This window comes from Methanocaldococcus sp. FS406-22 (genome assembly GCF_000025525.1).
Lineage (GTDB): Archaea > AGJL01 > Methanococci > Methanococcales > Methanocaldococcaceae > Methanocaldococcus.
The window spans coordinates 269,843-290,738 of the sequence record NC_013887.1 but is presented as its reverse complement, the minus strand read 5'-3'; the positions used below and the strand labels follow the sequence as shown (position 1 = coordinate 290,738).

The window sequence follows — 20,896 nt, the reverse complement described above, 5'->3', positions numbered from 1 at the left end:
GCACTATCTACAAAATAATCGTTTCTATGTGCAGATAAAAACTACGACTAGAGAATAAAAAATAATAAAATAAAAATAAAATTTTTTTAGTGTTCAATTTCCCACAGCCATGGGAATGCATCTATTCCTTTGAAATCTTTGTTTTTCATTTCATTGTATAACATTTCAGTATCTTTTCTAAAGTATTTGTTGTATCCTATTAGTTGTTCATTTGTAGATAGTTCATCTAATGCCATTTTTAGGTATTTTTGAGCATTGTTATAATCTCCTAATTTAGCATATGTGCAGCCAGTCATAACTGTTCCAAGGAAATAATAGTTTTCGTGAGCTATACTTCTATTTGAAACATTTGGATTATCTACTAAATATTTAAAGTCTTTTAAAGCCAGTTCGTAGTATGATTTGTTTCCAGTGTATTTGCCTAGGAAGTAGTATGCTAATCCTCGTTCATAATACCCTACTGGAATGTCAGCTGGATAGTCATCGGCAGGAGGAACCATCATTGAAGAAAATCTAATATTTTCTTTTAAGTGTTTTATAGCATCTTCTAAATCTCCTTTTTTCATATCAACCATTGCAATGTATCTGTTAGCCTCTCCGTAGTATGGTGAGTAATCATCTAAGTCATCTGATTTTGGATTTGAGTATTTATTTATGATTAAATTACAACATTTTAGAACTTCATCATATTTTCCTAATTGATATGCTGAAACTGCTGTAGGCATGTAACCTAAATCCATAGTCCACCCTAATTTAGGTCCGTAATTATCAACGAACATGTGGCAGTATTTGTTTGCTAATGCATAATTAACTTTTGGATCGTGCAACTCTGCAAGAATTATCGCTGACCATACTAAGTGCTCAAATGCTGGACCTTCAGGAATTGCATACTTTGCCATTGGATTTTCTTTAGGGTCTGTAATTTGTGAGTATACATAATATTTATAGGAGTCGTTAAATTCTCCCATTGATAAGTATGTTCTAGCAATGTTTGCTAATAATGATGCAGTTCCTCCTTTTCCAGAAACTTTATATATCTCATCAATTCCTTTTAATGCCTCAAAATCTGGAGGTAAAACATACTTTACTTTATCATTATAAGTATCATAGTAGAGGTAGTTTGCAGCTCCTATTAATTGATAGCCTAATGGTGCATCTTTTGGATCTAGTTCCATAAATCTATGGACGCATTTCATCGCCATATCATAGTTTTTTTGTTCGTCTGCTAATCCCGCTTGAATATAAGTTTCATTTGGATATTTGTCATAATGATAAAAGTGGTCTGTATTCGCATAAACATTTGCTTTGTTATACCATGCCCATGGGTAGTAAGGATCTGCTTTTATAGCCAAGTCGAAATAATGATCTGCCAATTTGTAAGCAGACATATTTCCATCAGCTATTGCTTCTCTCAATATTGGAATTCCTTCATTAGTATATTTTGCTGCTAAATATTCTGCCTTGTATGTTTGGTAACCATACACTACTAACCCTACAGCACCTATTATACATAATATACCTAGTATTATCTTAGTTGTTTTATTCATTTTATCACCCAATTATTGGTCTAAATTAGATGAAGGGATGTTTTTAAAGTTAATATAGTTTTTTAAAACTTTTCCAAGATATTTTCCAATATAGTCCCCTATAAATCCAGAGATTATTGATAAAATAAATGTAATAACTAACGCAGAAATGCTATATCTTGCAGCAAATACATCTGGATTAAAAGCCCAAAATACTGTCCAGTTTATTATTACTGCCGCTGGTAGACCTACTGCCCCATTAAATCTTTCCGTTAAATACCCCATTATGATAAATGATATTAACCCTACTACTCCAAACCATGGTGGATTTGATACTCCAAACCATGGACTTGCCAGTAAAGCAAAACATGCTATTAGTGTAGCAACCATGACACCATAATACTTCCCACATACCTCTTTTGCGATTACTATCCAAATGATATAATAAAATCCTCCAAACAAAACCATACCTAAGAAAGGAGCTCTTATGTGAAATAAATTATACCATAAACTTTCGACTGAGAATAAACTACTAAAGTAGCCTATTAAAGCTAAAAAATAAACTATTGCAAATTTTGTTAGGTCATTGTATAACTTACCATATACATTTTCTGCAGATGGCATTTTTTTTCACCCCTTTTATAAAATATATATGCCTTTTTAGCATTTCTTTGTATGATGCATTTCTTGCATCTCCAAGCACATCATCACTTAGATATACACATGGAGACTGTAATCCATCATATCTTACAAACATACATTTTAACAAAACCCTACAAGGTGTTGTATGTTTTAGAGGGAAATACAAAGGAATTTGCTTAGAATATTTATTTTTTATTAAGCTAAAAAACTCTTTTTCTTCTTTAGGAGTCAAATCGTATTTGACTCCTTCATCAACGTTGTATATGTCAAATAGTCTGTGGAAGACAACACCATCAACACCTAGTTCAATAGCTTTTTCTACAATATCTTTTATTTCATTTAAATTTTCTTTGAATACGGTTATATCAAAAAATATTGCCAAATTAATATTCCGGTTATTTCTCTCTTCAATCAACGCTTGTATGTTGTTTATAATGTCATCTTTTCCATCTAGAGTGTATATCCCAAATGCTATCTCATCCAATCCACTACTCAATACTTCTTCCAACCTCTCTCCTAATAATTTCCCATTTGTACATAAACTTGCTTTGACATTGTGTTGTTTGACATATTTGACCATTTTAAACAAATCAGGATGTAAAAAACACTCCCCCCATCCATGTAAGGCAACTTCATCAAATTCTTGAATTGGCAATTTGGTAAAGTCGTCATAGCTCATATAACCTACGCCTCTTTTCCAAAATCTCCTCATACATATCTTACAATTACTATTACAATCGTTAGTTGTTTCTACCTGCAGAATTTTAGGTTTTATCATTGAAGATAATATAGACAGCATGGTTATTCCCCTTAACATTGTAAAAATTATAAAAAAATATAAGAGAAGTAACCTAAGGTTTTTATATTATGACCTGCTTATTACTGCATTAATTGTATCTTTAAAGACAAAGAGTAAAACTCCAATAATTCCTGCAAATCCTATAACTTCTCCAATCATTAATGCCTGGGATATTAATGATGCCCCAACACTTGTAGTTGCAGATACTGGAGCACACATAGTTCTCACCTCCTAAAAAGGTCATAAGAACTTTAAAGAACAGAGGGAAATTAAATTTATTCAGTTACTGTAGCTGTAGTTTTAGCAATGCTTTCAACTTTTGCACTTACGAAGCTCCATGCTGCTGCTAACATTAATGCAACAGCCCCTAAAACATATGGGACCATCATGCTGAGGGTTGGTAAAGCCCCCATTGCAGTTACTGATATTGGGGTGCACATATTGCCTCACCTCCAAGAAATTTTACAATTTGTAAAATTACATTTACTGGTATATCTACTTTTCGGTGTTAAAAATTATGAAAATTTTAGAATTTATTCATAACTAAGTGTTTATCTAAATATTTAAAAATAACATTATTTAAAGTATAAATACTACCATAAAAAAAGATAAAACAATTAAGGCATAATATATAAAATGGCAATGATGAAAAGAGGGTTAGCTGATTTGTGATGATACTTACCCGAACTGAGCCACTATTTCTTATTCTTTTTCTTTCTCTTTATCTTTATCTAAATCCACAATAACAATGCCTTCTTTTAATTTTTCAACTTCTTCCTCACTTAATGTTTCTTCTTCAACACCATCTCCAATAATAGCACTATGTCCTAACGGGTCGATTAATATTAAGGTTGCTTCATCCTTACCTTCTTTTAATTTCTTTATTCTCTCTCTAAGTTCTTCAGCTTTCTTTTTTTGTTCCTCTGTCTCAGCCCATCTAATTAAAGTTTGTAATATGTTATCTACTCTATTTAAAACTCCTTCAACGTTGCTAACAAATCCCTCAGCTAATGGACCAGGTTTAATCTCAACTCCAAGTTCTGGAATTTGAATATAGGCAGAAGAACTTCTAACAACTCTTTTGTTTAAATCTCTCTCACTCTTAATTTTCAATATATACTTTTTTGGCTCTCTAACTTCTAATGGAAAAACATCACTTCTCCTAAAATTGCATTTCTCACAAATCATCGTTGTTTCTAATACAGGGCCAAAGTAAGGGATGTCTATTTGATGGGAAGTTATTACAAAAGTGCCTTTTCCTCCACATACTGGGCAGTCCAATCTTTGCACGCTTTCCATTTTATCACCTATGGGAACTTTTAATCAACATACTATATAAACTTTTCTTCTTATTTTTTGTAGATAACTTTTATATATTTCCCAGAGGATAATGTTATTCCATGGCGATAATATAATGATTGATTATGAAAAATGGCGGAATATATTTTCCTACACCATAAAGCATTCGTGAGAACATGTATAAAAAATTAGAGATCATCGAAAGGGCAATACTATTAAATCCCCAATATATTCAAGCATTTAGGGAGAAATTGAAAATCACACAATCAAAATTAGCTAAAGAGAGCGGTATTAGCCAATCTCATCTCAGTATGTTGGAAAAGGGAAAGAGACCAGCAACTAAACTTATAGCAACTGCAGTAACTCTTGGTTTATTAAAATGCTTTTCCTCAAATAATGTTGAAAACCCAATAATTGAGCTTTTAGATGCTTTATCCCTTTTAAAGTTTGAAGATAGCTTTGCAGAATTTGTATCTGAAATTATTGAAAAAGATGATAAAAGGTATCTTAGGTTAATCGAAAACTACCCTGTGTTAATCATAAGTAAAGAAAATTTACTAAATGAGATGAAAAATAGATTAGAAGTTATGGACATTGAAAGGATAGAATTATCAAGAGGGAAAATAAAAGTAATAGGAAAACACCTTGACAATAAATATGTTGAAATATTATTAGATTGTTCGGATATCAGGAGATTAGAAAAAAAATTTATGAAAAAAACTGGAAAGAAAGTTATTATTCAGGTGTTTCCAAAAGATGAAGTTCCTCCAATTTATTCAACAAACAAAGATTGCATCATAATTCACTGCTGGTGAAATGATGAATATTGCTATACTGTATATAGTAGCTTTAGTAACATCAATAATTGTTGCATTAATCTTAAAACTTCCAATACTTCCAAGAGAAAAGCCTATAAGGTTTAGCTTTGAGACATCGGTTATATTTCCAACACCAATCTTAGCTTTGGGTATTGAAGCAATATTTAGAAACTTATTTGGAGACTATATAAGCTTAGCTTTCTTTGCTGGGCTGTTTGGGGCTTTATTATCAAAATATGCTGATAAGTTATTTGGTGAGCCGTAATGGAGATTGCTGAGATTGTAAAAATTATCACTGCTGGAATTATATGCTGGCTTAACTTCGTCCTTATTGATACCTACTTTGGACTTCCAGAAAAGCCAGGTGTTTTGGGAGCTAAGACAATAGGAGAGAAGATTAGAGATATTGGTGGAAATTTAAATGGAGGATACTTTATGGGAAATATTGTGTGCTCTCCAGACGCTTCGGCAGGAACACTCTTAGCTTCAATTATGAACTACCTAATGGGGATTGAAGGAGGGTTTATAGCAGCTTTATTGGTTTGGATAGGAAATCGTTTATGTGCAGACCCTGGATATGCTGGAACTATTGGAGCTTTAACTATAACTGCTATAATCTATATCCTAAATCCAATAATTGAGGCGAAATATTTTATTGGTGGGATGGTTTTGGCAATATTCACAATTCAAGGGCTTGAACATAAATGGGCTTCAAAATTGCTTGGAAAAATAGCTAAAAAGATGAATAGAGGGGAATGATGGATACAGTGGAGATAATTATTGGACTTATAGCATTGTTGATGACAGCAAGAATATTCCTAGAAAGAAGTAGAGCAAGAAAATTGCTGTATCTTTGCTGTTTAAGCTTCTGCATCTCTGCATTAATCGCTTTATATGTAGATTCACCGATGGGAGGAATAGCGGCTATAACATACTTTATATGCTCAACTTTATCATCCAATGCAATTGCCTACACAATAGAGCAGACAAAACACCTTGAGTAATTAAGAGGAGGGTTATTTATGGATATTTTACCATTAATATCAGGAATATGCTGTATATTGGGAGGAATTGGAGTTATATTACATACAAACCCAATAAACAAAATTATTATGCTTTCAGTATTAGAAATTGGAATGATTGGGTTGATTGTTTCTTGTTACTATTTAGATATAGCTATAGTTTCATCACTCTGCGAGCCAATCTGCACAATAATCTTATTGCTTGGATATTTAAAATATCTAACAACAGTAAAGAAGAAGAAAAGATACGGCAGAAATCTACCAATATTGTCCAAATAAAGAATATGTGGTGAATATCTATGGAGTTCGTTGAGTATATCCTCTATATTGGCTATGCATTATTGATTATTGGGGCTCTTGGGACTGTTGTAGGACCGAAGGTTGATAATCCTCTAATTAGGATGTTAAATGTAGAAGTTCCTGCAGTAGGCGTAGCATTGGTATTTTTAACTTATGATGAAGCTCTTGCACTGATGACATTTATTGCTGTTAATGCAGTTTTAAGTTTAATTTTAGTTAGAGCAGTGATATTAGATGCTGAATATAAAGAAAATGATTAGTTGAGGGGGAAAATGAAACAATTGGGGAAAATATGGAACTACCTATCAAAGCCAGAAATTGTTCCAAGAATATTCTCTGTATTCTTAGCCTTAGTCTTTATATTTGGAGTATTGACTCCTCATTATTTAAATCCCAATCAACTGTATCCAAAGCCAATTCCTCATTCTCAAACGTTAAAAACACCATTAGCACCTTATGATAGGGGAGGAATTCCATTAAAAGAACCGGCAGAATTAAAAGCTCAATATCCTCAATATGCACCAAATCTTGGAAAGATAACTGCCTATCTAACACCAATAGCTGAATGGATTAAAGATAAAACCTATTACTTTGGAACAACAATTGTTTCAACGCCTGGAGGGATATTAGATGAAATCCTTTATTATACAAGAGGAATGGATACAGTCCTTGAAAGCTCTATACTACTAATATCGTTTATGATATTTAGCTGGATGTTCTTTAACAAGGATTAGGTGAGAAGATGGATAGCTTTGTTTATTCCCTCTATCATCCAACGATATTGGTTGGATTTGCTGTTGGAATTTTGTCGTTATTGGCTATTGGATTTCAAAAGAATGATTTACATGCTCTAATATTAACTGATGTTATTGAGTGTGCTATGCTCATAATTATAGCAGGTGTTGGAACAGATTTGGCTGAGGCGTTAATTTTACCAGGTTTAGTTGTTAGCTTAGCAGAGCTTTTAGCAGTTTCAGAGGTTTTAATAACAAGGAAGTATTTAAAATCAAAAAGACCCAAGCCAAGGAGTTATAAGTTGTTTGAGGAGTTTAAACTCCCACTGCATACAGGAGAATTAAAGTATAACATTGAGATGGAAATTTTAAAAACCTCACCTAAGTTTTTAGCAGTAGTTTTAATTGTTTATGGAGCCATATTAAGTGGATTTACAGGAGGGGCGGTTATAGCAACTGGATTGTTGTTTTATGCATTATCTCAGAGAGTTATTGGTGCGGAGATTTCAGAAGAGCTAAAGGCAATGTGGGAAGGAATATCTGGGTTGTCAGGAGTTGCATGGGCTTTGTGGGTGTTTGGATTTTTAGGTTTCTTTATATTTCCAGACAAGTGGTTATTGTGTTTATTGATGGCTGGTTTAGGTTTAGTTATAAAAGTTGGCTCTAAATTAGGACTTATTGGATATATAGGTGAGGTAAGATGATTGAAACAATATCTGGATTCTTATTTGGGAAAGTTCCATTTGGAGACATTGTATTTAGCTTTTCAGAATTTTCTATTATTGGGTTTATCACTGCAGTAATATTTACAATCATAGTTTATTTAACAAAGCCAGAAAAGCAGTTAGAGGCTCAAAAATTTAAAGTTGAAGATAAATTGGAACTTGTTACTCTAAAAGAATTAAAAATTAGAAGAATGATGGCTATTGTTTGTGGGATAGCTACTGCTGGTGCAATGCTTACCTATGATTTGTTTGATTATGCTTTGTTCTTAACTTTAGTTGGAATTGCAAATATAGGGATTGTTTCAGCGGTTAAGAGGGAATGGGTGTTAAATGCTGCATATCAGTATGGGCTTATAGCGATGATTGCCACTCTCCCATTGTTTGGGTCTGCAGGGATGATATTAGCTAAAACAGGGACATTATCAATATTTGAACTACCAAAAACTCAGGCCTCATTATTATTTGAAAAAATCATATTTGCCGCTGGAATGGCTGGAGAGACTGGAATAGCACCTTTCTATGCTGCAAAGGCGGAGATGTTTAGAGCTCCTGGGTCACCGTATATATTGATGATACACCTCTCCTCACTGTTGTTGATCGTAAGGACTGTTGAAATTTTATTGACAATTTAAGGTGAAGATAATGGATGAAGAGAGAAAGTATGGATTGTATTTGCTAATTATAGGCCTATTGTGTGTTGTTGGGATAATTATGCTTAATGGATTAATTTGCTATATACTGTATGTTATTGCAGTTCCTTCTTTGCTGTATGGAATTGGAGCATTTGTAATTCCAAAAACAAGAAGAAAAGATGCTGGAAAATTGCCGTTTAGAGGATATTAAGACATTAAGGTGATGCTTATGGACACTTCACTAATCGGAGTTATAAAACGCTATCAATGAAACTTTAAGAAAGTTTCATCAAAACTAACACCTCCTCGCTTACACTCGGAGGTGTAAATTAAACAAGAAATAAAATCTGGGTGAGGATATGGACACTTCACTAATCGGAGTTATAAACCTAACAATCCATGCATTTCTTGTTGGCTCTTTATTACTTGGATTGCATAGAAAGATAATGGCAAGAATTCAAGGAAGACCAGGCCCTCCAATAATTCAGTATCTATTACATACCTTAAAATTCTATGTAAAGGAGATAACTTTTCCAATAACTGCTGGAAATCCTCTTTATATATTTGTGGCTTTGTTGGATGTTGCTATTTGGTTAGCTGCATTAATTATAGCCATTGATTTCAAATCATCTCTCCTCATAATCATAGGAATCTATGTATTGCAAAAAATAGTGGAGCATGGTTGTGGTTTGTCATCTGGTTCTCCTTATGGAAAGATAGGAGGGGTTAGGAGTGTCTTCTCAGCAGCTGCAGAAGTTCCTTTATTTGCAGTTGTTGCTGCCATCTATTTAACAACACACTCAGTTCTAATTTCAGACATATTGAACTATCAGGAAATAAATGGAAGTTTGCTGTTTAAAATGCCAATCTGTGCGTTTGCATTCTTCATATTGCTTGTTTCAAAAGCTCCAAACAGTCCATTTGGAATAGTTAAGGGTAAAGATATAGTTAGTGGATACATGACAGAGCATTATGGTTTATTGGCATCAATAATCTACATTGCTGAGGCAATAGCATACTTTGTATTACTCTGGCTGTTTATAGCCATATTTATCGGCCCTTTCGTAATAAACAGCCCTATATTAACACTGGCTGTAATGGTTGTGATGACAGTGATTTTAGCATTTGTAAATGGATTAACACCATTATTAGCTCCTCACCACTCAGTTATGCTTCAAATGACAATTGCTGGGCTCGTATTGTGTGATGTTCTATACAGATTATTAATGTGAGGGATAAAATGAAAGGTTATGTTTATTTCTTTACAATTGCATGCATTATAGCGGTGATTTACTGTATATTGGTTAGTTTACTACAGGTTAATGTTATCCCAATAGTTTTAGTATTTGGCTTAATCCTAATAACGGCAATCTCAATCATAAACAAAAAAATAGCCCATAAAATGGAAGATATTGAGGTTCTATTTATGCTCTTAGTTTTAGCTTTCTTTGCATACACATTATATAAACTCTACATTCCTGTGTAAATGGTGAAATCATGGGATTATTTGAGCTAAATTTGGCTATAATATTGTTTATTATTGGAAACTTTATTGGGTTGGAATATAGCTATAGAAAATACTCTTCCCCTTATGTAGAAAGGAAGATTGACAAGATTGCCTTAACTTTATCGATAATTGGTGGGGTTTTAATTAACTCCCCACTCTATATGCTTGGCTGCTTATTAATTGGATTTCCTTTAGGAATGAGGCCAGGATATGGAAGAGTTGAGTTTATTGTTGGGCTAATTATAGCTTTACTGCTTTATCTTCTATTGAGGTGGTAATTATGGCTGAAATCGTTGATATTGACAAAAAATATGTTGAAAATTCATTAAAACAGAAAATGAATGTTCTAAAAGATAACAGATTTTTAATGGATGACGTATTCATCCCAATAGCCAAGGCATTAAAGATTGATGTCGATGAAGTTATTGAGATATTTGCCAAAAAGTTGGATTTTGCTTCCTGCTATGAACTTCATGCCTATGCAGAGCAGGCAAAGATGGGTTGTTTAGGGAGAAAGGTGGATATTGATTTAGGGTTGTGCTGGCTCAGTGATTTTTTTGGATTGATAAAAAAGGAAGAGGCAGATTTAATTAGAAAGAAGGTTGTTGAAAGCCATTTGTTGTATAAAAAACCATATAAAGAGGCTTTAGAAGAGGGCAGGCAGATGATTATCAAATTGTTAAAGGAGGAGTAGCTATGGTAAAGGAATTCCTTAGAAAAAGGTCAATACATGTTTGTGTTATTAACACTGGTGGTTGTAATGGATGCGATATTGAGATAGTCGCCTGCTTAGCTCCAAGATATGATATAGAGCAGTATGGAATCTATGTGCATAACAATCCAAGAGAGGCAGATGTTTTGCTAATTACAGGGCCTGTAACTTTACAATGGGCAGAGAGATTGAAGGAGATTTATGAGAAGACACCAGAGCCAAAGATAGTTGTTGCTGTTGGAGCCTGTGCATTAAGTGGAGGGATTTTTAAGGAGGGGCATGTAGTTGGAGGAGTTGATAAAGTAATTCCTGTGGATGCAAAGATTCCTGGCTGTCCTCCAAGACCTTCTGAGATTATCGAGACAATATTAAAAGTTGCTCCTAAGGCAATAGCAATGAGAGAGAAAAAACTAAAAAATAGAGATGAGTGAAAATATGGCAACAATTCCTATAGGGCCAATTCATCCAGTATTAAAAGAACCGTTAAGGATTAAACTTGTCTTAGATGGAGAAAGACCAGTTGATGCTGAAATTGAAATGGGTTATGTGCACAGAGGTATAGAGAAGATTATGGAAGGGAAACACTGCCATAAGGGAATTTATTTAGCTGAGAGGGTTTGTGGCATCTGCTCTTATGTTCATACGATGACGTTTGCTGAATGCATTGAGCATATATCAAAGATAGAGATTCCTGATAAAGCAAAGTATTTAAGGGTAGTTACCTGTGAGTTGGAAAGAATACATAGCCATTTAATTGCTTCAGCTGTTTATAATCTATCTATTGAACATGAAACACTTGCTATGTGGCTTTTGAATGTTAGGGAAATAATTATGGATTTGATGGAGATGATTACTGGAAATAGGGTTAACATGGGTTATAATGTTATTGGAGGAGTTAGGAGAGATATAAATAGAGAAATGATGAATGAAATCTATAAAAAACTTGACATCTTTGAGGAAGAGCTAAAAAATATCATAGAGGTTTTTGAAACAGGGCCGTTAATTGCTTTAAGGAGTAAAGGAATTGGTATTTTACCATATCATGAAGTTATGAGAACAAGAGCTGTAGGGCCGGTTTGTAGAGGTTCTGGATTGCCAGAGAGTGATTGGAGATTGAGGCATTCAACATATCAAGAGCTAAAATTTAAGCCAGTGTGGAGGGAGGAAGGAGATAACTTTGCAAGGATGATGGTAAGGCATGAGGAGGTTATTGAGAGCGTTAGATTAATTAGAAAAGCTTTGGAGCTATATGAGGAATGCTCTGGAGATATAAGGGTCAAGGCAGAGATTAAAGGTGGAAAAGGAGAATGGAGAAATGAAGCTCCAAGGGGGGAGGTAACATACAGGATGGAAATTACTGATGGAGGGATAATAAAGAGGATAATGATTAGAACTCCTACTGTTATGAACTTAGAAGCATATAAATATATGTTAAAGACCTGTCCAACAGTAGCTGATGCAATCTCTGCCTATACAAGTATCGACCCATGTGTTTCATGCACAGAGAGATGTATAGTTGCAATAAAAGATGGCAAAGAGATTCCAATTAATATTAATCTTAAATTTTAAAATTACCTAATGCAATATATTTTAATTAAGGTGATTCTTATGGCTTCCTCATTATGGTATCTTTATAGACCATAGGACTTCGTCCTATTGGTATACCCGGGATGCATCACCTCGCTACGCTCGGTGATGCCTCTTAAATTAATATAAGGTGATTCTTATGGCATCATCACTTTGGTATCTTTATGAATTTGCAAGGAAAAAGTGGATTAAGAGATTTATTGATGCAAAATCAGATAAAAGTTCCTACATCCCTCCAGAGAGATATAGAAAAATCCCTCCAATTGTTAAATTTCCTGAGAAATGTATATCTTGTGAGGCATGTAAAGAGAGTTGTCCAGCCTTTGCAGTTGAGATGGTATATAGTGAGGAGTATAACAAAAATCTCCCAGTGTTTGATGAGGGTTCATGTATAGCTTGTGCCAACTGTGTTGAGGTTTGTCCAACCGGAGTTTTGGAGATGGATAAGCATAGAATTGAAACAGAAGGACTATTTTTTGATAAACCTAAATATCATAATCTTATAATTGATGAGGAAGTGTGTGTTAGATGTGGAAACTGTGAAAGAGCTTGCCCAATCAATGTAATTGAGCGTAAAGAGGGGAAGTATGTAATAAATATGGCTTTGTGTATCTCATGTAAAGAATGTGTTAAGGCCTGCCCAATTGAAAACGCCATAATTATATTTGACGAAAAAACTTTGAAAGAAAAAATAGATAAAGCTTTTGAAATTAAAAACAAGAAAACTATCGGAAAATTAGAAATTAAGGAAAATGCTATTGAGGAAATTCCACATATTGTTAATGGTTTATGTATAAGTTGTGGAATCTGTAAAGATGTATGTGTAGGAGAGATTGATTTGAAGGAGAAGAAAGTTGTTAAATGTGTGAAATGCGGTCTATGCATAGAACTCTGCCCAACCACAGCAATAAGGATTTATAAACCTATAATCTCAAAGAGGAAGGATATTTGCTATGTTATTGATGAAGATTTATGTATTGGTTGTAGAATCTGCTATAAGGTTTGTGGAGCAGGAGCTATTAAAATCAGTAAAGAGACAAAATTGCCATATATTGTTCCTGAATTATGTGTTAGAGGAGGAGCATGTGCAAGGGAGTGTCCTGTTGAGGCTATAAAAATAGTCAAGCCAGAAGAGGCAGAAGAGGCAGTTAAAGTTAGAATAATAGAAGATAAGATAATCGAAAGTATTGAAGCAGATTTAATCTTATATACTGAGAAGTACGGAAAGGTTAAGGAAGAAATCGAAAAACTATCCCTCAAAAAGTTAAAAGAAGAGTTAAAGAAGAGAGTTTATGAGGAAAACAAAAGAATAAAGGAAATGAAGAGGGAGTTGTATGATAAAGGAAATAATAGCTAAACATTTTAATTTGGCTGATAAAAATATTCAATTACTCCCAAAATTTAATATTATTTTAAATAAAAGGGAAATTATTGTTAAAGAGGACAAATGCATTAGCTGTGGAAAATGCATTGAGATTTGTCCAGTTGATGCAATAACTTATAGCAAAGATGGTTTATTTATAGTTATTGACAAAGAAAAATGTGTATTTTGTGGAAGATGCAAAAAAGTTTGCCCAACGAACGCAATTGTAATAATAAGATTAAGATGTGAAATTAATGAAGATGCAAGGATTATTGAAGTGGACAAGTATGAATTCATTGAGTATATAAGTGAGAGATGTGCCTCTTGCTTAGTTTGTTTAAGGAATTGTCCATTTAATGCCATTGAAGAATATGGAAGCAAAATAAGAATTGATATAAATAAGTGTGAGCTCTGTGGAAGATGCGAGGAACTATGTCCATTGAATGCCATAATATTAAGGTGATTACATTGATTGAAATAAAAAAGTCATTGGATGAGATATTATCAAAGATAGATGGGGATAAGAGGTATATCAATGAAGTAGCCAAAAAAATAACCCCTATAACTTATAAATTGCTATATATCAACGAAACCAAGTGTATAAGATGTAATCTTTGCTACAAAGAATGTCCAGTAGATGCAATTGAAAAAGCAAAGGTTAAAAAATCTGCAAAGATAATTGAAGATAAATGTGTTAAATGTGAGATTTGTGCTCAAACTTGCCCAGTTGGAGCAATATATGTTATAGAAGGAAGAGCGGAGATTGAAGATAGTGAAGTCCATTATACCATAAAAGAAAAATCCATTCCACATAGAAAGATTAGATTAAAAAGATATGAGCTTGATGAAAATACATGTATAAAATGTGGAATTTGTGCAAGATTCTGTCCGACAAATGCTATAAAGGTAGTTAGAAGAAAAAGCATTGAGGTTAATTTAGATTTATGTATGGGTTGTGGTGCCTGTGCTGAGGTCTGCCCAAAAAAATGTATAAAGGTTGAGAGAGAGCTTGGAGAAGTGATAAAAACCAGAGATATTGAAGTTGATAAAAATCTATGTGTTGGCTGTTTCGTCTGTGTTGAAGAATGTCCTATCAACGCCATCGAGCAAGAGGGGGATAAGGTTAAGATTAATAAAGATAAGTGTATATTATGTGGAAGATGTGCAGATGTATGTCCTGCCAATGCTATAAAAATATGGGAAAAGAAAATCTAATATTATAGTGTCTTTCAAAATTAATAAAATTGATTGAGGAAAGTTTGAACGCCTTCCAAAGGAAGACGTTCATCTATGCCTTAGCTATTCCAAAGAGTTTTGAAAGACATTATAAATAGGACTTTCGCAGCTATATTTTTGTTGTTAAGGAATTTGGACATTCAAAGGATGTCAATGTGCAATAAAACATTTATTCTTGAAAAAGTCCTATTAAGGCTATTTTTGAATCTTTTTATTAGAATTATGAAATTTTCTGTTTTTGTATGTTTTGCTGAGTTAACCGAAAGGTATATATATGAGCATATATAAAAATTCGTATAGTCATATAATTACATAGATTATTATTACCAATTATTACGGGTGATGACTATGGTTAAATACGGAATAAAAATTGAAGATGACAAAGTAGAGATTGTAAGGTATTCAACAGTTTATACTGATGAAGGTGTTGAAGAATTAGAGGAAATCTATTTGCAAATTAAAGCAGATGATTATGAGAGTATATTAGGAAGATATGAACCGTATCCAAAAAAAGATGTGAGGTTCGTTGGTAATTTAGATGATTTAAAGGTTGTCAAAGGGCAAGAAATGAGAACTGCCGTTCCAATTCCACTATCTTTATGTAGGGCAAAATATTTAAAAAGAATTGATGAAGATGACGAGAGAATAACTTACTTAGATATTAATGGAGTTCCTATCCAGAGAGGGATAATAGTTGGAATTGTTGTAGGAGTTCAGCATAAAAGAACTTCCACAGGTAAAGATTACACCATATTTAGGATATTTGATGGATATGGATGGGGAAGATTAAGATTGTTTGGAATTAAAGCAAATCCAGAGGTATTTACAGGGATGTTTATTAGAGGATTTGTGAGATTTGGGGCTGTTGAATTTAGAACTGAAGAAGGAGAGCTAAGGAAGGCAATATCCCTAACTTTAAATGATATGCCAGTGATTGTCCAGCCAAAGGAATATATTGTCCATAAAAAGTTTATAGATGAAGTTGTTTTGCCGAGAGTAGCTCCTGAGTTGATAGAAGAGGAGAAAGAAGATGAAGAAACAGAAGAAGAATAAAATTAAAAATTTGTAGGTGATGTTTTATGGTATTGGGAAAGATATCCTCTTTATTACCAAATTCTCAAATTTTAACAAAAGTTAAGATTGTAGATATTAGAAAGAAGGAGAGTGAAGAAGGGGCTATATTCTACATTGGAACTATGGTTGATAAGGATGGAGTAGCCAATTTTATAACAACAATTCCATTGGAAAAGGGAAAATGTTATGAGATATTTGGTAGAATAACAGAAGAAAAGAGTGTCAGAATAGTTGAAAAAGTTATTAAGGGAGTGAAATATCCAAAGGAAATTCCAGAAATACCTAAAGAGCAGTTATACAACAGAGGAGAAGTTTTAGATGTAAAAGTACCAGCTATATTAGAAGTTTCTCAATCAACAATATTTGTAAATTATTACTGCAAAATATGTAGGGGAATTGTTGATACTAAGATTAAACCAAGAGGTTTAGTTTATATCTGCAGAAATTGTGGGGAAATAGACCCAGAAGATGTAGATGTAAAAATTAAGGTGTTTGGAAAGATACACTTTGGAACGTCTTCAAAAAGATGTTATATTCCACCAGCAACATTAGAGCAATTTATGCCAGGAATTTTAGATATGCTTGAAGAATATGGAATTGATGACACAATTAGAGAAATCTGCTTAAAATTAAATGGAAAAACATTCTTAGTTAGAGGTTTTGAAGGGAAGGAAGGGAATTATATTATAACCGAAATGGAGGATATTTAAGTTTTTTACTTTATTAAGAAAATTTTTTTAAATTAGATACCACTTTTATATAACAATACCTCTTTTATTTTTATAACCCAAAATACATAGAGGTAGGATTATGCTATGTATAAAAAAACCATCAGTGGCTTCTGCATTTGATGAGTTAATTCCAAAGATTTTAAAAGATGGAGATATAGTTGAGACAGAGTTTGGAGAGAGAACTAAAGAAATTAGAAATACAATTATACAAATTACAAACCCAAAGTTAAAAAAAGTTCCAGAAAAATACCCTCTTGGAAAAATGGCAGTTGAAGAATACACTAAAAATTTACTTTATGGTTCAAATAATACATTCAGTTATGATTATCACGAAAGATTGTTCAAATATCCTTATGCCAATGAAAAAATCAACCAAATAAATTATATTATTGAAAAATTAAATCAACAAAAAAATAGTAGGAGGGCTGTAGCAATTACATGGAATCCAAAGATTGATATTGACATTAGTAGGGATGAAAGAGGTTCTGTCCCCTGTTTGCAACTCCTACAATTTTTAATTCGAGACGATAATTTATATATGACGGTAGTTTTTAGAAGCAACGATGCACTCATTGCCTTTGTGGCAAATGCACTTGGATTAATAAGTTTAGGAGAATTGGTGGCAGAAAAAACAAATACAAAATTAAAGGAATATGTGCATCATTCTATTAGCATGCATGTTTATATTGATAGAGACAGGGATTATATTAAAAAATATTTTCCAGAATGCTTGGAATACATCAAATAAATTAGTTTTATTCTTTTTTACCTTCAACCTTTTCAACAATCCTTTCAACTATTTTCTTAAACTCTTCACTTGCTTTACAATCGAGTAAAACCATTGGAATTCCTTTATCACTTGCCTCTCTTGCTTTAATATCTAATGGAATTCTTCCTAAAAACTCAACTCCAAGCTCTTTGGCAGCTTTCTCCCCTCCACCTCTACCAAATATATCCACAACCTTATTACAGTATGGGCAAACAAAGCCGCTCATATTTTCAATGATTCCAATAATTGGGATATTTAGCATTTTAGCCATCATGATGGATTTTTTAACATCTAAGACGGAAACTTCTTCTGGTGTTGTTACAACTATAGCTCCATCAATATCTGGAATTGATTGCATGATTGTTAATTGTTCATCTCCTGTTCCTGGAGGGGTGTCTATCAATAAATAATCAAGTTCTCCCCAAACAACATCTGCCAAAAATTGCCTAATAGCTCCACTAACTCTCGGCCCCCTCCAAATAACAGGGGTTTTGTCATCTGGCAAAAGATAACCAATTGACATGGTTTTTATTCCATCCTTTGTAATTATTGGGAATATTCCTGCAGGACCTGCCATTGGTTGAACATTCTCAACCCCAAGCATCTTTGGGATGTTTGGGCCGTGAATATCAGCATCTAAAACTCCAACCTTTTTACCCATTAAATTTAGAGCAGCAGCTAAATTAACAGTTACTGTTGATTTCCCAACTCCTCCCTTACCACTCAAAATAACTATTTTATGCTTTATCTTAGCCATATTTTCTCTAATTTTTGCATCTTGCTGGGCTAAGAGTTTTTTTGTATCTGGACAGGTATTTTTTGATGGGCAGTTATTGCAATTTCCATCACACTCAGTCATAGTCTCACCTATTTTACCTCATTTGAGTAAAAATAATAATCACTAAATAATAATAAAAGAGGGCATATAAACTTATCTATCTCCATGTGATATAAAATTACCCCCCATATAAAGAATGAAAAGAGGTAGAAGTTGAAATAAGTTAATTTAACTATTTATTTATCCTTGGCTATTAACTTCCCAGCATCGGGTCCAGATTTTAAGTTGTAGATTTCAGTTATTTTTATAACAACAGCTCCTTTTGGTTTCAACTCTGGCTTTAATGCTTTATCAACTTCTTCAGCTATTTTTAGATACTCACCCTCTGTGTAGTATTCAGCAGTTCCTTTATATTGATAAGGCATATCTCTGCAGTTTGCAGTTGTTAAAGCAACTCTTGGATTTTCTAAGATATTTTTTAAGGTTTTATTCATGAAGTTATCTGCTATCAAAACAATTCCTTTCTCAGCATCTAAAACTTTAACTGCCCTCATAGCTGCTACATTTGGAATACCATCCTTTGATGCTGTAGCTATAAATACTACTTCGTTTTCTAAGGATTTAACCATATCTTCATTTAGCTTTACCATACTATCACCACAACTTGTTGATAGGCAGATATTTAGGCATTGGTTATATTTATTATGTATGTTATGGTAATAAAAACATTTTTAGGGGATTATGTAAATATACATTATATATGGGAATGGAAAACTACAAACATATTATTGATATAAATATGTTAAGATATTTGTTTAGCCCTTATGTGGTGTTTATATATGGCTCGACTGTGACTAAGACTAAAGTAAATAAATGGAAAATATACTCAGATATAGATCTTATTATAGTTTTAGATGATGAAAAAAAGAAAAGTGTATCAACTTTAAAAAGAGATTATTTACTCAATAAATTTTGTAACTTGACAGATAAACGTTTTGATGTAATATGGATATCAAAAAGTGAATATGAAAAATTAGTTAATAATAAAACTTTCAAATCTTTTTTAAAGAAATGTGAAGTTCTGTATATAGGGGATGATGAATGGTTCCAAAAGACGTGGCTCAAAATCAGAGATTATACAATCTATTAATTGAGGATACACGCAAAATGATATCCAAGTTAAAGTTAAAGACCTTTAAAATTGAAAAAAGATATTCTGCAAATACGGCTTTTGTTATTTTTAAAATTTTAAAAATATACGATAGCAAAATAGACGTAATAGATTATATAACCCTTCACCGAGTATTTGCTGAGATACATGAGGAATTAATAGAAACTACTTATAGACATTTCTTTGGATATTTGTATCAGTCCTTAATATCCTACAAAAGGAGGAACTACTATAAACTTCAATATCAAATTAATTCAGCCATTTACGATATGGAAATTATGGGAGTAAAAATCCTATATTCAAGACTATATGATTATTATGAGTATTTAGATGATTCTTTATCTAATAATTTTTTTGAAAGAATTGATGATATGATTGAATGTGATAAATTAGTACTTAAAAATAAAAAATTAAAATATTTATGGAATTTAGCTCTGTATAATTTATGCACAGCCAATAAGATTCTCAACCTATATATACAAACAAATAGGGGAATATATAGACAAAAATCAATTAATCTATGTAAAAAAATATCCGCTATTCTTTCAGATTTTATTAATAAACACAATATTGAGTATTTTTATAAATATCCATCATTGCTTACTTACATATTATACAACTTAGAATCAAATAAACAGTTTGTTTCACGAAATCACTCTATTCAATCTGCTATACTAAGAATAAGAGATTATTTACCAACACTATTCTCAAAAGCTAAATTTAAACATCTTTGTTGGATGTGTATAAATCTATACGATCTCGATAAAGAACTTTTTAACCAAGCATTTAGATTATTCTTAGAAAAACTTTTAGAATCAGAGCAAAAACGTATAGAAATACCAAAACAAGAATTACCTCAAGTAGTCTTGGTTTTGGCATATTATCTCTCAGATAAATATAATGGTAAGTTAAATTTTGATTTTCCTATAGAATTTGAGAAAATTGATTTTGAAAATGTGTATAATATACTATTCCCTAAATATCAACAAGAATTTTATAAAATAAATGTTTCAGATGAAGATCTGAGGAGATTACAGAATATGGATGATTCTGAAATTAGAAAATCCTTATCAAAAATAATCAAAATGAGTGATAAAATTCCGGAATATGTAAAACAAAAATTAGATACTGAATCTGAAAAACCCCACACAAGTGCTGAAATTTCAGATTTTGAAATAGAAATAAAAATTAACAATAAATCCCTATATGTATGTTTTCCAATAAAATCTGGAAGAGAAATAAGGAGCAGAACAGTATCAGAAAATTATATCTACCAAATAACGAAACCTTTTATACACTATAAAGATTGTGCTGTTATTTTTTTAACAGCTAAAAAATGTTCATTAAATCTTAGAAATGCAATTAATAAATATAAAGAAAGATTTTCTTTACCTATTGATGTTTTAGAAGCTGAAAATTTAGCAAAATTATTTAAAATATATGGTGTATTGTAACAATAGTCCTATTTTTA

Annotated in this window: 32 protein-coding genes; 24 read left to right on the top strand and 8 right to left on the bottom strand. The window is 32.4% G+C overall.

Going from position 1 to position 20,896, the window contains the following annotated elements; all coding sequences use genetic code 11:
- Positions 1 to 86 precede the first annotated feature (86 nt).
- The 6 genes from MFS40622_RS01510 to MFS40622_RS01495 all read right to left on the bottom strand — a co-directional run bounded on the left by MFS40622_RS01510 (position 87) and on the right by MFS40622_RS01495 (position 4,266).
- A complete protein-coding gene (locus MFS40622_RS01510; RefSeq protein WP_232217817.1) occupies positions 87 to 1,484 on the bottom strand; it encodes a hypothetical protein in 1,398 nt (465 codons plus the stop codon).
- A gap of 75 nt (positions 1,485 to 1,559) precedes the next feature.
- Entirely contained in the window at positions 1,560 to 2,150 is a 591-nt protein-coding gene (locus MFS40622_RS01505) for a hypothetical protein (protein ID WP_012979906.1), read from the bottom strand.
- Complete coding sequence (locus tag MFS40622_RS01500) at positions 2,122 to 2,967, bottom strand: radical SAM protein (protein WP_012979905.1); 846 nt, start codon at positions 2,965 to 2,967, stop codon at positions 2,122 to 2,124. Before MFS40622_RS01500 ends, MFS40622_RS01505 begins: the two co-directional genes overlap by 29 nt.
- A 66-nt stretch (positions 2,968 to 3,033) precedes the next feature.
- A complete protein-coding gene (locus tag MFS40622_RS09550; RefSeq protein WP_012979904.1) occupies positions 3,034 to 3,186 on the bottom strand; it encodes a hypothetical protein in 153 nt (50 codons plus the stop codon).
- 56 nt (positions 3,187 to 3,242) lie between these two features.
- Positions 3,243 to 3,407, bottom strand: coding sequence for a hypothetical protein (locus MFS40622_RS09545; RefSeq protein WP_012979903.1), 165 nt, complete (start codon positions 3,405 to 3,407; stop codon positions 3,243 to 3,245).
- Positions 3,408 to 3,669: 262 nt separating this feature from the next.
- A complete protein-coding gene (locus MFS40622_RS01495; RefSeq protein WP_012979902.1) occupies positions 3,670 to 4,266 on the bottom strand; it encodes a ZPR1 zinc finger domain-containing protein in 597 nt (198 codons plus the stop codon).
- Between the two features lie 176 nt (positions 4,267 to 4,442).
- Between MFS40622_RS01495 and MFS40622_RS01490 the strand changes: the two genes are divergently transcribed.
- From MFS40622_RS01490 to MFS40622_RS01385, 22 genes are all read left to right on the top strand, one after another.
- Positions 4,443 to 5,081, top strand: a complete 639-nt coding sequence (locus MFS40622_RS01490; RefSeq protein WP_012979901.1) for a helix-turn-helix domain-containing protein — start codon at positions 4,443 to 4,445, stop codon at positions 5,079 to 5,081.
- 4 nt (positions 5,082 to 5,085) lie between these two features.
- Positions 5,086 to 5,349 carry an energy-converting NiFe hydrogenase A subunit EhaA gene (gene ehaA / locus MFS40622_RS01485; RefSeq protein ID WP_012979900.1) on the top strand — a complete coding sequence of 88 codons (264 nt, stop codon included), beginning with the start codon at positions 5,086 to 5,088 and terminating at the stop codon, positions 5,347 to 5,349.
- The gene (locus tag MFS40622_RS01480; protein ID WP_012979899.1) at positions 5,349 to 5,843 is read left to right on the top strand and encodes a hypothetical protein; all 495 of its coding nucleotides are present in this window, start codon (positions 5,349 to 5,351) and stop codon (positions 5,841 to 5,843) included. The genes ehaA and MFS40622_RS01480 overlap by 1 nt, the downstream gene beginning before the upstream one ends.
- Positions 5,843 to 6,088 carry a DUF2109 family protein gene (locus MFS40622_RS01475; protein WP_012979898.1) on the top strand — a complete coding sequence of 82 codons (246 nt, stop codon included), beginning with the start codon at positions 5,843 to 5,845 and terminating at the stop codon, positions 6,086 to 6,088. The genes MFS40622_RS01480 and MFS40622_RS01475 overlap by 1 nt, the downstream gene beginning before the upstream one ends.
- Positions 6,089 to 6,106: 18 nt before the next feature.
- Entirely contained in the window at positions 6,107 to 6,385 is a 279-nt protein-coding gene (locus tag MFS40622_RS01470; protein ID WP_012979897.1) for a DUF2108 domain-containing protein, read from the top strand.
- Between the two features lie 20 nt (positions 6,386 to 6,405).
- Positions 6,406 to 6,666 (top strand): EhaE family protein, encoded by a 261-nt coding sequence (locus MFS40622_RS01465; protein ID WP_012979896.1) that lies wholly within the window; start codon positions 6,406 to 6,408, stop codon positions 6,664 to 6,666.
- Between the two features lie 12 nt (positions 6,667 to 6,678).
- Positions 6,679 to 7,140, top strand: a complete 462-nt coding sequence (locus tag MFS40622_RS01460; RefSeq protein WP_012979895.1) for a DUF2106 family protein — start codon at positions 6,679 to 6,681, stop codon at positions 7,138 to 7,140.
- An 8-nt stretch (positions 7,141 to 7,148) separates the two neighbouring features.
- Positions 7,149 to 7,844 (top strand): EhaG family protein, encoded by a 696-nt coding sequence (locus MFS40622_RS01455; protein WP_012979894.1) that lies wholly within the window; start codon positions 7,149 to 7,151, stop codon positions 7,842 to 7,844.
- Positions 7,841 to 8,497 carry a membrane protein gene (locus MFS40622_RS01450; protein ID WP_012979893.1) on the top strand — a complete coding sequence of 219 codons (657 nt, stop codon included), beginning with the start codon at positions 7,841 to 7,843 and terminating at the stop codon, positions 8,495 to 8,497. Before MFS40622_RS01455 ends, MFS40622_RS01450 begins: the two co-directional genes overlap by 4 nt.
- Before the next feature lie 10 nt (positions 8,498 to 8,507).
- On the top strand, positions 8,508 to 8,708 hold the full coding sequence (locus tag MFS40622_RS01445; RefSeq protein ID WP_012979892.1) for a hypothetical protein: 201 nt from the start codon (positions 8,508 to 8,510) through the stop codon (positions 8,706 to 8,708).
- Positions 8,709 to 8,856: 148 nt separating this feature from the next.
- Positions 8,857 to 9,729, top strand: coding sequence for a respiratory chain complex I subunit 1 family protein (locus MFS40622_RS01440; RefSeq protein ID WP_012979891.1), 873 nt, complete (start codon positions 8,857 to 8,859; stop codon positions 9,727 to 9,729).
- 8 nt (positions 9,730 to 9,737) lie between these two features.
- Positions 9,738 to 9,983: a hypothetical protein gene (locus tag MFS40622_RS01435; RefSeq protein WP_012979890.1), complete on the top strand. Its 246-nt coding sequence runs from the start codon at positions 9,738 to 9,740 to the stop codon at positions 9,981 to 9,983.
- A gap of 11 nt (positions 9,984 to 9,994) precedes the next feature.
- Positions 9,995 to 10,282: an energy-converting hydrogenase subunit EhaL family protein gene (locus MFS40622_RS01430; protein ID WP_012979889.1), complete on the top strand. Its 288-nt coding sequence runs from the start codon at positions 9,995 to 9,997 to the stop codon at positions 10,280 to 10,282.
- A gap of 2 nt (positions 10,283 to 10,284) precedes the next feature.
- Positions 10,285 to 10,698 carry a DUF1959 family protein gene (locus MFS40622_RS01425; protein WP_012979888.1) on the top strand — a complete coding sequence of 138 codons (414 nt, stop codon included), beginning with the start codon at positions 10,285 to 10,287 and terminating at the stop codon, positions 10,696 to 10,698.
- Positions 10,699 to 10,700: 2 nt separating this feature from the next.
- Positions 10,701 to 11,147: an NADH-quinone oxidoreductase subunit B family protein gene (locus MFS40622_RS01420; RefSeq protein ID WP_012979887.1), complete on the top strand. Its 447-nt coding sequence runs from the start codon at positions 10,701 to 10,703 to the stop codon at positions 11,145 to 11,147.
- 4 nt (positions 11,148 to 11,151) lie between these two features.
- Positions 11,152 to 12,285, top strand: a complete 1,134-nt coding sequence (locus MFS40622_RS01415) for a nickel-dependent hydrogenase large subunit (RefSeq protein WP_012979886.1) — start codon at positions 11,152 to 11,154, stop codon at positions 12,283 to 12,285.
- A 157-nt stretch (positions 12,286 to 12,442) separates the two neighbouring features.
- On the top strand, positions 12,443 to 13,660 hold the full coding sequence (locus MFS40622_RS01410) for a 4Fe-4S binding protein (RefSeq protein ID WP_012979885.1): 1,218 nt from the start codon (positions 12,443 to 12,445) through the stop codon (positions 13,658 to 13,660).
- Entirely contained in the window at positions 13,638 to 14,129 is a 492-nt protein-coding gene (locus MFS40622_RS01405; protein WP_012979884.1) for a 4Fe-4S binding protein, read from the top strand. The genes MFS40622_RS01410 and MFS40622_RS01405 overlap by 23 nt, the downstream gene beginning before the upstream one ends.
- Positions 14,099 to 14,881 carry a 4Fe-4S binding protein gene (locus tag MFS40622_RS01400; protein ID WP_012979883.1) on the top strand — a complete coding sequence of 261 codons (783 nt, stop codon included), beginning with the start codon at positions 14,099 to 14,101 and terminating at the stop codon, positions 14,879 to 14,881. Before MFS40622_RS01405 ends, MFS40622_RS01400 begins: the two co-directional genes overlap by 31 nt.
- A gap of 369 nt (positions 14,882 to 15,250) precedes the next feature.
- Entirely contained in the window at positions 15,251 to 15,955 is a 705-nt protein-coding gene (locus MFS40622_RS01395; RefSeq protein ID WP_012979882.1) for a hypothetical protein, read from the top strand.
- A 26-nt stretch (positions 15,956 to 15,981) separates the two neighbouring features.
- On the top strand, positions 15,982 to 16,686 hold the full coding sequence (locus tag MFS40622_RS01390) for a hypothetical protein (RefSeq protein ID WP_012979881.1): 705 nt from the start codon (positions 15,982 to 15,984) through the stop codon (positions 16,684 to 16,686).
- Positions 16,687 to 16,786: 100 nt separating this feature from the next.
- On the top strand, positions 16,787 to 17,455 hold the full coding sequence (locus MFS40622_RS01385) for a thymidylate synthase (RefSeq protein ID WP_012979880.1): 669 nt from the start codon (positions 16,787 to 16,789) through the stop codon (positions 17,453 to 17,455).
- 7 nt (positions 17,456 to 17,462) lie between these two features.
- On the opposite strand, the gene MFS40622_RS01380 is transcribed toward MFS40622_RS01385, so the two are convergent.
- Together MFS40622_RS01380 and MFS40622_RS01375 are read right to left on the bottom strand one after the other, a co-directional pair.
- Positions 17,463 to 18,335 carry an Mrp/NBP35 family ATP-binding protein gene (locus MFS40622_RS01380; protein ID WP_012979879.1) on the bottom strand — a complete coding sequence of 291 codons (873 nt, stop codon included), beginning with the start codon at positions 18,333 to 18,335 and terminating at the stop codon, positions 17,463 to 17,465.
- Between the two features lie 155 nt (positions 18,336 to 18,490).
- Positions 18,491 to 18,904 carry a pyridoxamine 5'-phosphate oxidase family protein gene (locus tag MFS40622_RS01375; RefSeq protein ID WP_012979878.1) on the bottom strand — a complete coding sequence of 138 codons (414 nt, stop codon included), beginning with the start codon at positions 18,902 to 18,904 and terminating at the stop codon, positions 18,491 to 18,493.
- A gap of 110 nt (positions 18,905 to 19,014) precedes the next feature.
- Here MFS40622_RS01375 and MFS40622_RS09795 point away from each other — a divergent pair, with 110 nt between their 5' ends.
- On the top strand, positions 19,015 to 19,404 hold the full coding sequence (locus MFS40622_RS09795; protein WP_012979877.1) for a nucleotidyltransferase domain-containing protein: 390 nt from the start codon (positions 19,015 to 19,017) through the stop codon (positions 19,402 to 19,404).
- Positions 19,356 to 20,879, top strand: a complete 1,524-nt coding sequence (locus MFS40622_RS01365) for a hypothetical protein (protein WP_048197384.1) — start codon at positions 19,356 to 19,358, stop codon at positions 20,877 to 20,879. Before MFS40622_RS09795 ends, MFS40622_RS01365 begins: the two co-directional genes overlap by 49 nt.
- The last annotated feature ends 17 nt before the right edge of the window (positions 20,880 to 20,896 follow it).

What these genes read in the sequence shown, in the direction of transcription:
- MFS40622_RS01415 (WP_012979886.1), top strand. Translation starts at nt 11,152, where the DNA reads ATGGCAACAATTCCTATAGGGCCAATTCATCCAGTATTAAAAGAACCG.
- ehaA (WP_012979900.1), top strand. Translation starts at nt 5,086, where the DNA reads ATGAATATTGCTATACTGTATATAGTAGCTTTAGTAACATCAATAATT.
- MFS40622_RS01365 (WP_048197384.1), top strand. Translation starts at nt 19,356, where the DNA reads ATGGTTCCAAAAGACGTGGCTCAAAATCAGAGATTATACAATCTATTA.
- MFS40622_RS01480 (WP_012979899.1), top strand. Translation starts at nt 5,349, where the DNA reads ATGGAGATTGCTGAGATTGTAAAAATTATCACTGCTGGAATTATATGC.
- MFS40622_RS01495 (WP_012979902.1), bottom strand. Translation starts at nt 4,266, where the DNA reads ATGGAAAGCGTGCAAAGATTGGACTGCCCAGTATGTGGAGGAAAAGGC.
- MFS40622_RS01475 (WP_012979898.1), top strand. Translation starts at nt 5,843, where the DNA reads ATGGATACAGTGGAGATAATTATTGGACTTATAGCATTGTTGATGACA.
- MFS40622_RS09550 (WP_012979904.1), bottom strand. Translation starts at nt 3,186, where the DNA reads ATGTGTGCTCCAGTATCTGCAACTACAAGTGTTGGGGCATCATTAATA.
- MFS40622_RS01445 (WP_012979892.1), top strand. Translation starts at nt 8,508, where the DNA reads ATGGATGAAGAGAGAAAGTATGGATTGTATTTGCTAATTATAGGCCTA.
- MFS40622_RS01460 (WP_012979895.1), top strand. Translation starts at nt 6,679, where the DNA reads ATGAAACAATTGGGGAAAATATGGAACTACCTATCAAAGCCAGAAATT.
- MFS40622_RS01440 (WP_012979891.1), top strand. Translation starts at nt 8,857, where the DNA reads ATGGACACTTCACTAATCGGAGTTATAAACCTAACAATCCATGCATTT.
- MFS40622_RS01430 (WP_012979889.1), top strand. Translation starts at nt 9,995, where the DNA reads ATGGGATTATTTGAGCTAAATTTGGCTATAATATTGTTTATTATTGGA.
- MFS40622_RS01500 (WP_012979905.1), bottom strand. Translation starts at nt 2,967, where the DNA reads ATGCTGTCTATATTATCTTCAATGATAAAACCTAAAATTCTGCAGGTA.
- MFS40622_RS01465 (WP_012979896.1), top strand. Translation starts at nt 6,406, where the DNA reads ATGGAGTTCGTTGAGTATATCCTCTATATTGGCTATGCATTATTGATT.
- MFS40622_RS01505 (WP_012979906.1), bottom strand. Translation starts at nt 2,150, where the DNA reads ATGCCATCTGCAGAAAATGTATATGGTAAGTTATACAATGACCTAACA.
- MFS40622_RS01435 (WP_012979890.1), top strand. Translation starts at nt 9,738, where the DNA reads ATGAAAGGTTATGTTTATTTCTTTACAATTGCATGCATTATAGCGGTG.
- MFS40622_RS01400 (WP_012979883.1), top strand. Translation starts at nt 14,099, where the DNA reads ATGTCCATTGAATGCCATAATATTAAGGTGATTACATTGATTGAAATA.
- MFS40622_RS01380 (WP_012979879.1), bottom strand. Translation starts at nt 18,335, where the DNA reads ATGACTGAGTGTGATGGAAATTGCAATAACTGCCCATCAAAAAATACC.
- MFS40622_RS01395 (WP_012979882.1), top strand. Translation starts at nt 15,251, where the DNA reads ATGGTTAAATACGGAATAAAAATTGAAGATGACAAAGTAGAGATTGTA.
- MFS40622_RS01385 (WP_012979880.1), top strand. Translation starts at nt 16,787, where the DNA reads ATGCTATGTATAAAAAAACCATCAGTGGCTTCTGCATTTGATGAGTTA.
- MFS40622_RS01450 (WP_012979893.1), top strand. Translation starts at nt 7,841, where the DNA reads ATGATTGAAACAATATCTGGATTCTTATTTGGGAAAGTTCCATTTGGA.
- MFS40622_RS01405 (WP_012979884.1), top strand. Translation starts at nt 13,638, where the DNA reads ATGATAAAGGAAATAATAGCTAAACATTTTAATTTGGCTGATAAAAAT.
- MFS40622_RS01420 (WP_012979887.1), top strand. Translation starts at nt 10,701, where the DNA reads ATGGTAAAGGAATTCCTTAGAAAAAGGTCAATACATGTTTGTGTTATT.
- MFS40622_RS01390 (WP_012979881.1), top strand. Translation starts at nt 15,982, where the DNA reads ATGGTATTGGGAAAGATATCCTCTTTATTACCAAATTCTCAAATTTTA.
- MFS40622_RS09545 (WP_012979903.1), bottom strand. Translation starts at nt 3,407, where the DNA reads ATGTGCACCCCAATATCAGTAACTGCAATGGGGGCTTTACCAACCCTC.
- MFS40622_RS01490 (WP_012979901.1), top strand. Translation starts at nt 4,443, where the DNA reads ATGTATAAAAAATTAGAGATCATCGAAAGGGCAATACTATTAAATCCC.
- MFS40622_RS01410 (WP_012979885.1), top strand. Translation starts at nt 12,443, where the DNA reads ATGGCATCATCACTTTGGTATCTTTATGAATTTGCAAGGAAAAAGTGG.
- MFS40622_RS01470 (WP_012979897.1), top strand. Translation starts at nt 6,107, where the DNA reads ATGGATATTTTACCATTAATATCAGGAATATGCTGTATATTGGGAGGA.
- MFS40622_RS01425 (WP_012979888.1), top strand. Translation starts at nt 10,285, where the DNA reads ATGGCTGAAATCGTTGATATTGACAAAAAATATGTTGAAAATTCATTA.
- MFS40622_RS01455 (WP_012979894.1), top strand. Translation starts at nt 7,149, where the DNA reads ATGGATAGCTTTGTTTATTCCCTCTATCATCCAACGATATTGGTTGGA.
- MFS40622_RS09795 (WP_012979877.1), top strand. Translation starts at nt 19,015, where the DNA reads ATGGGAATGGAAAACTACAAACATATTATTGATATAAATATGTTAAGA.
- MFS40622_RS01375 (WP_012979878.1), bottom strand. Translation starts at nt 18,904, where the DNA reads ATGGTAAAGCTAAATGAAGATATGGTTAAATCCTTAGAAAACGAAGTA.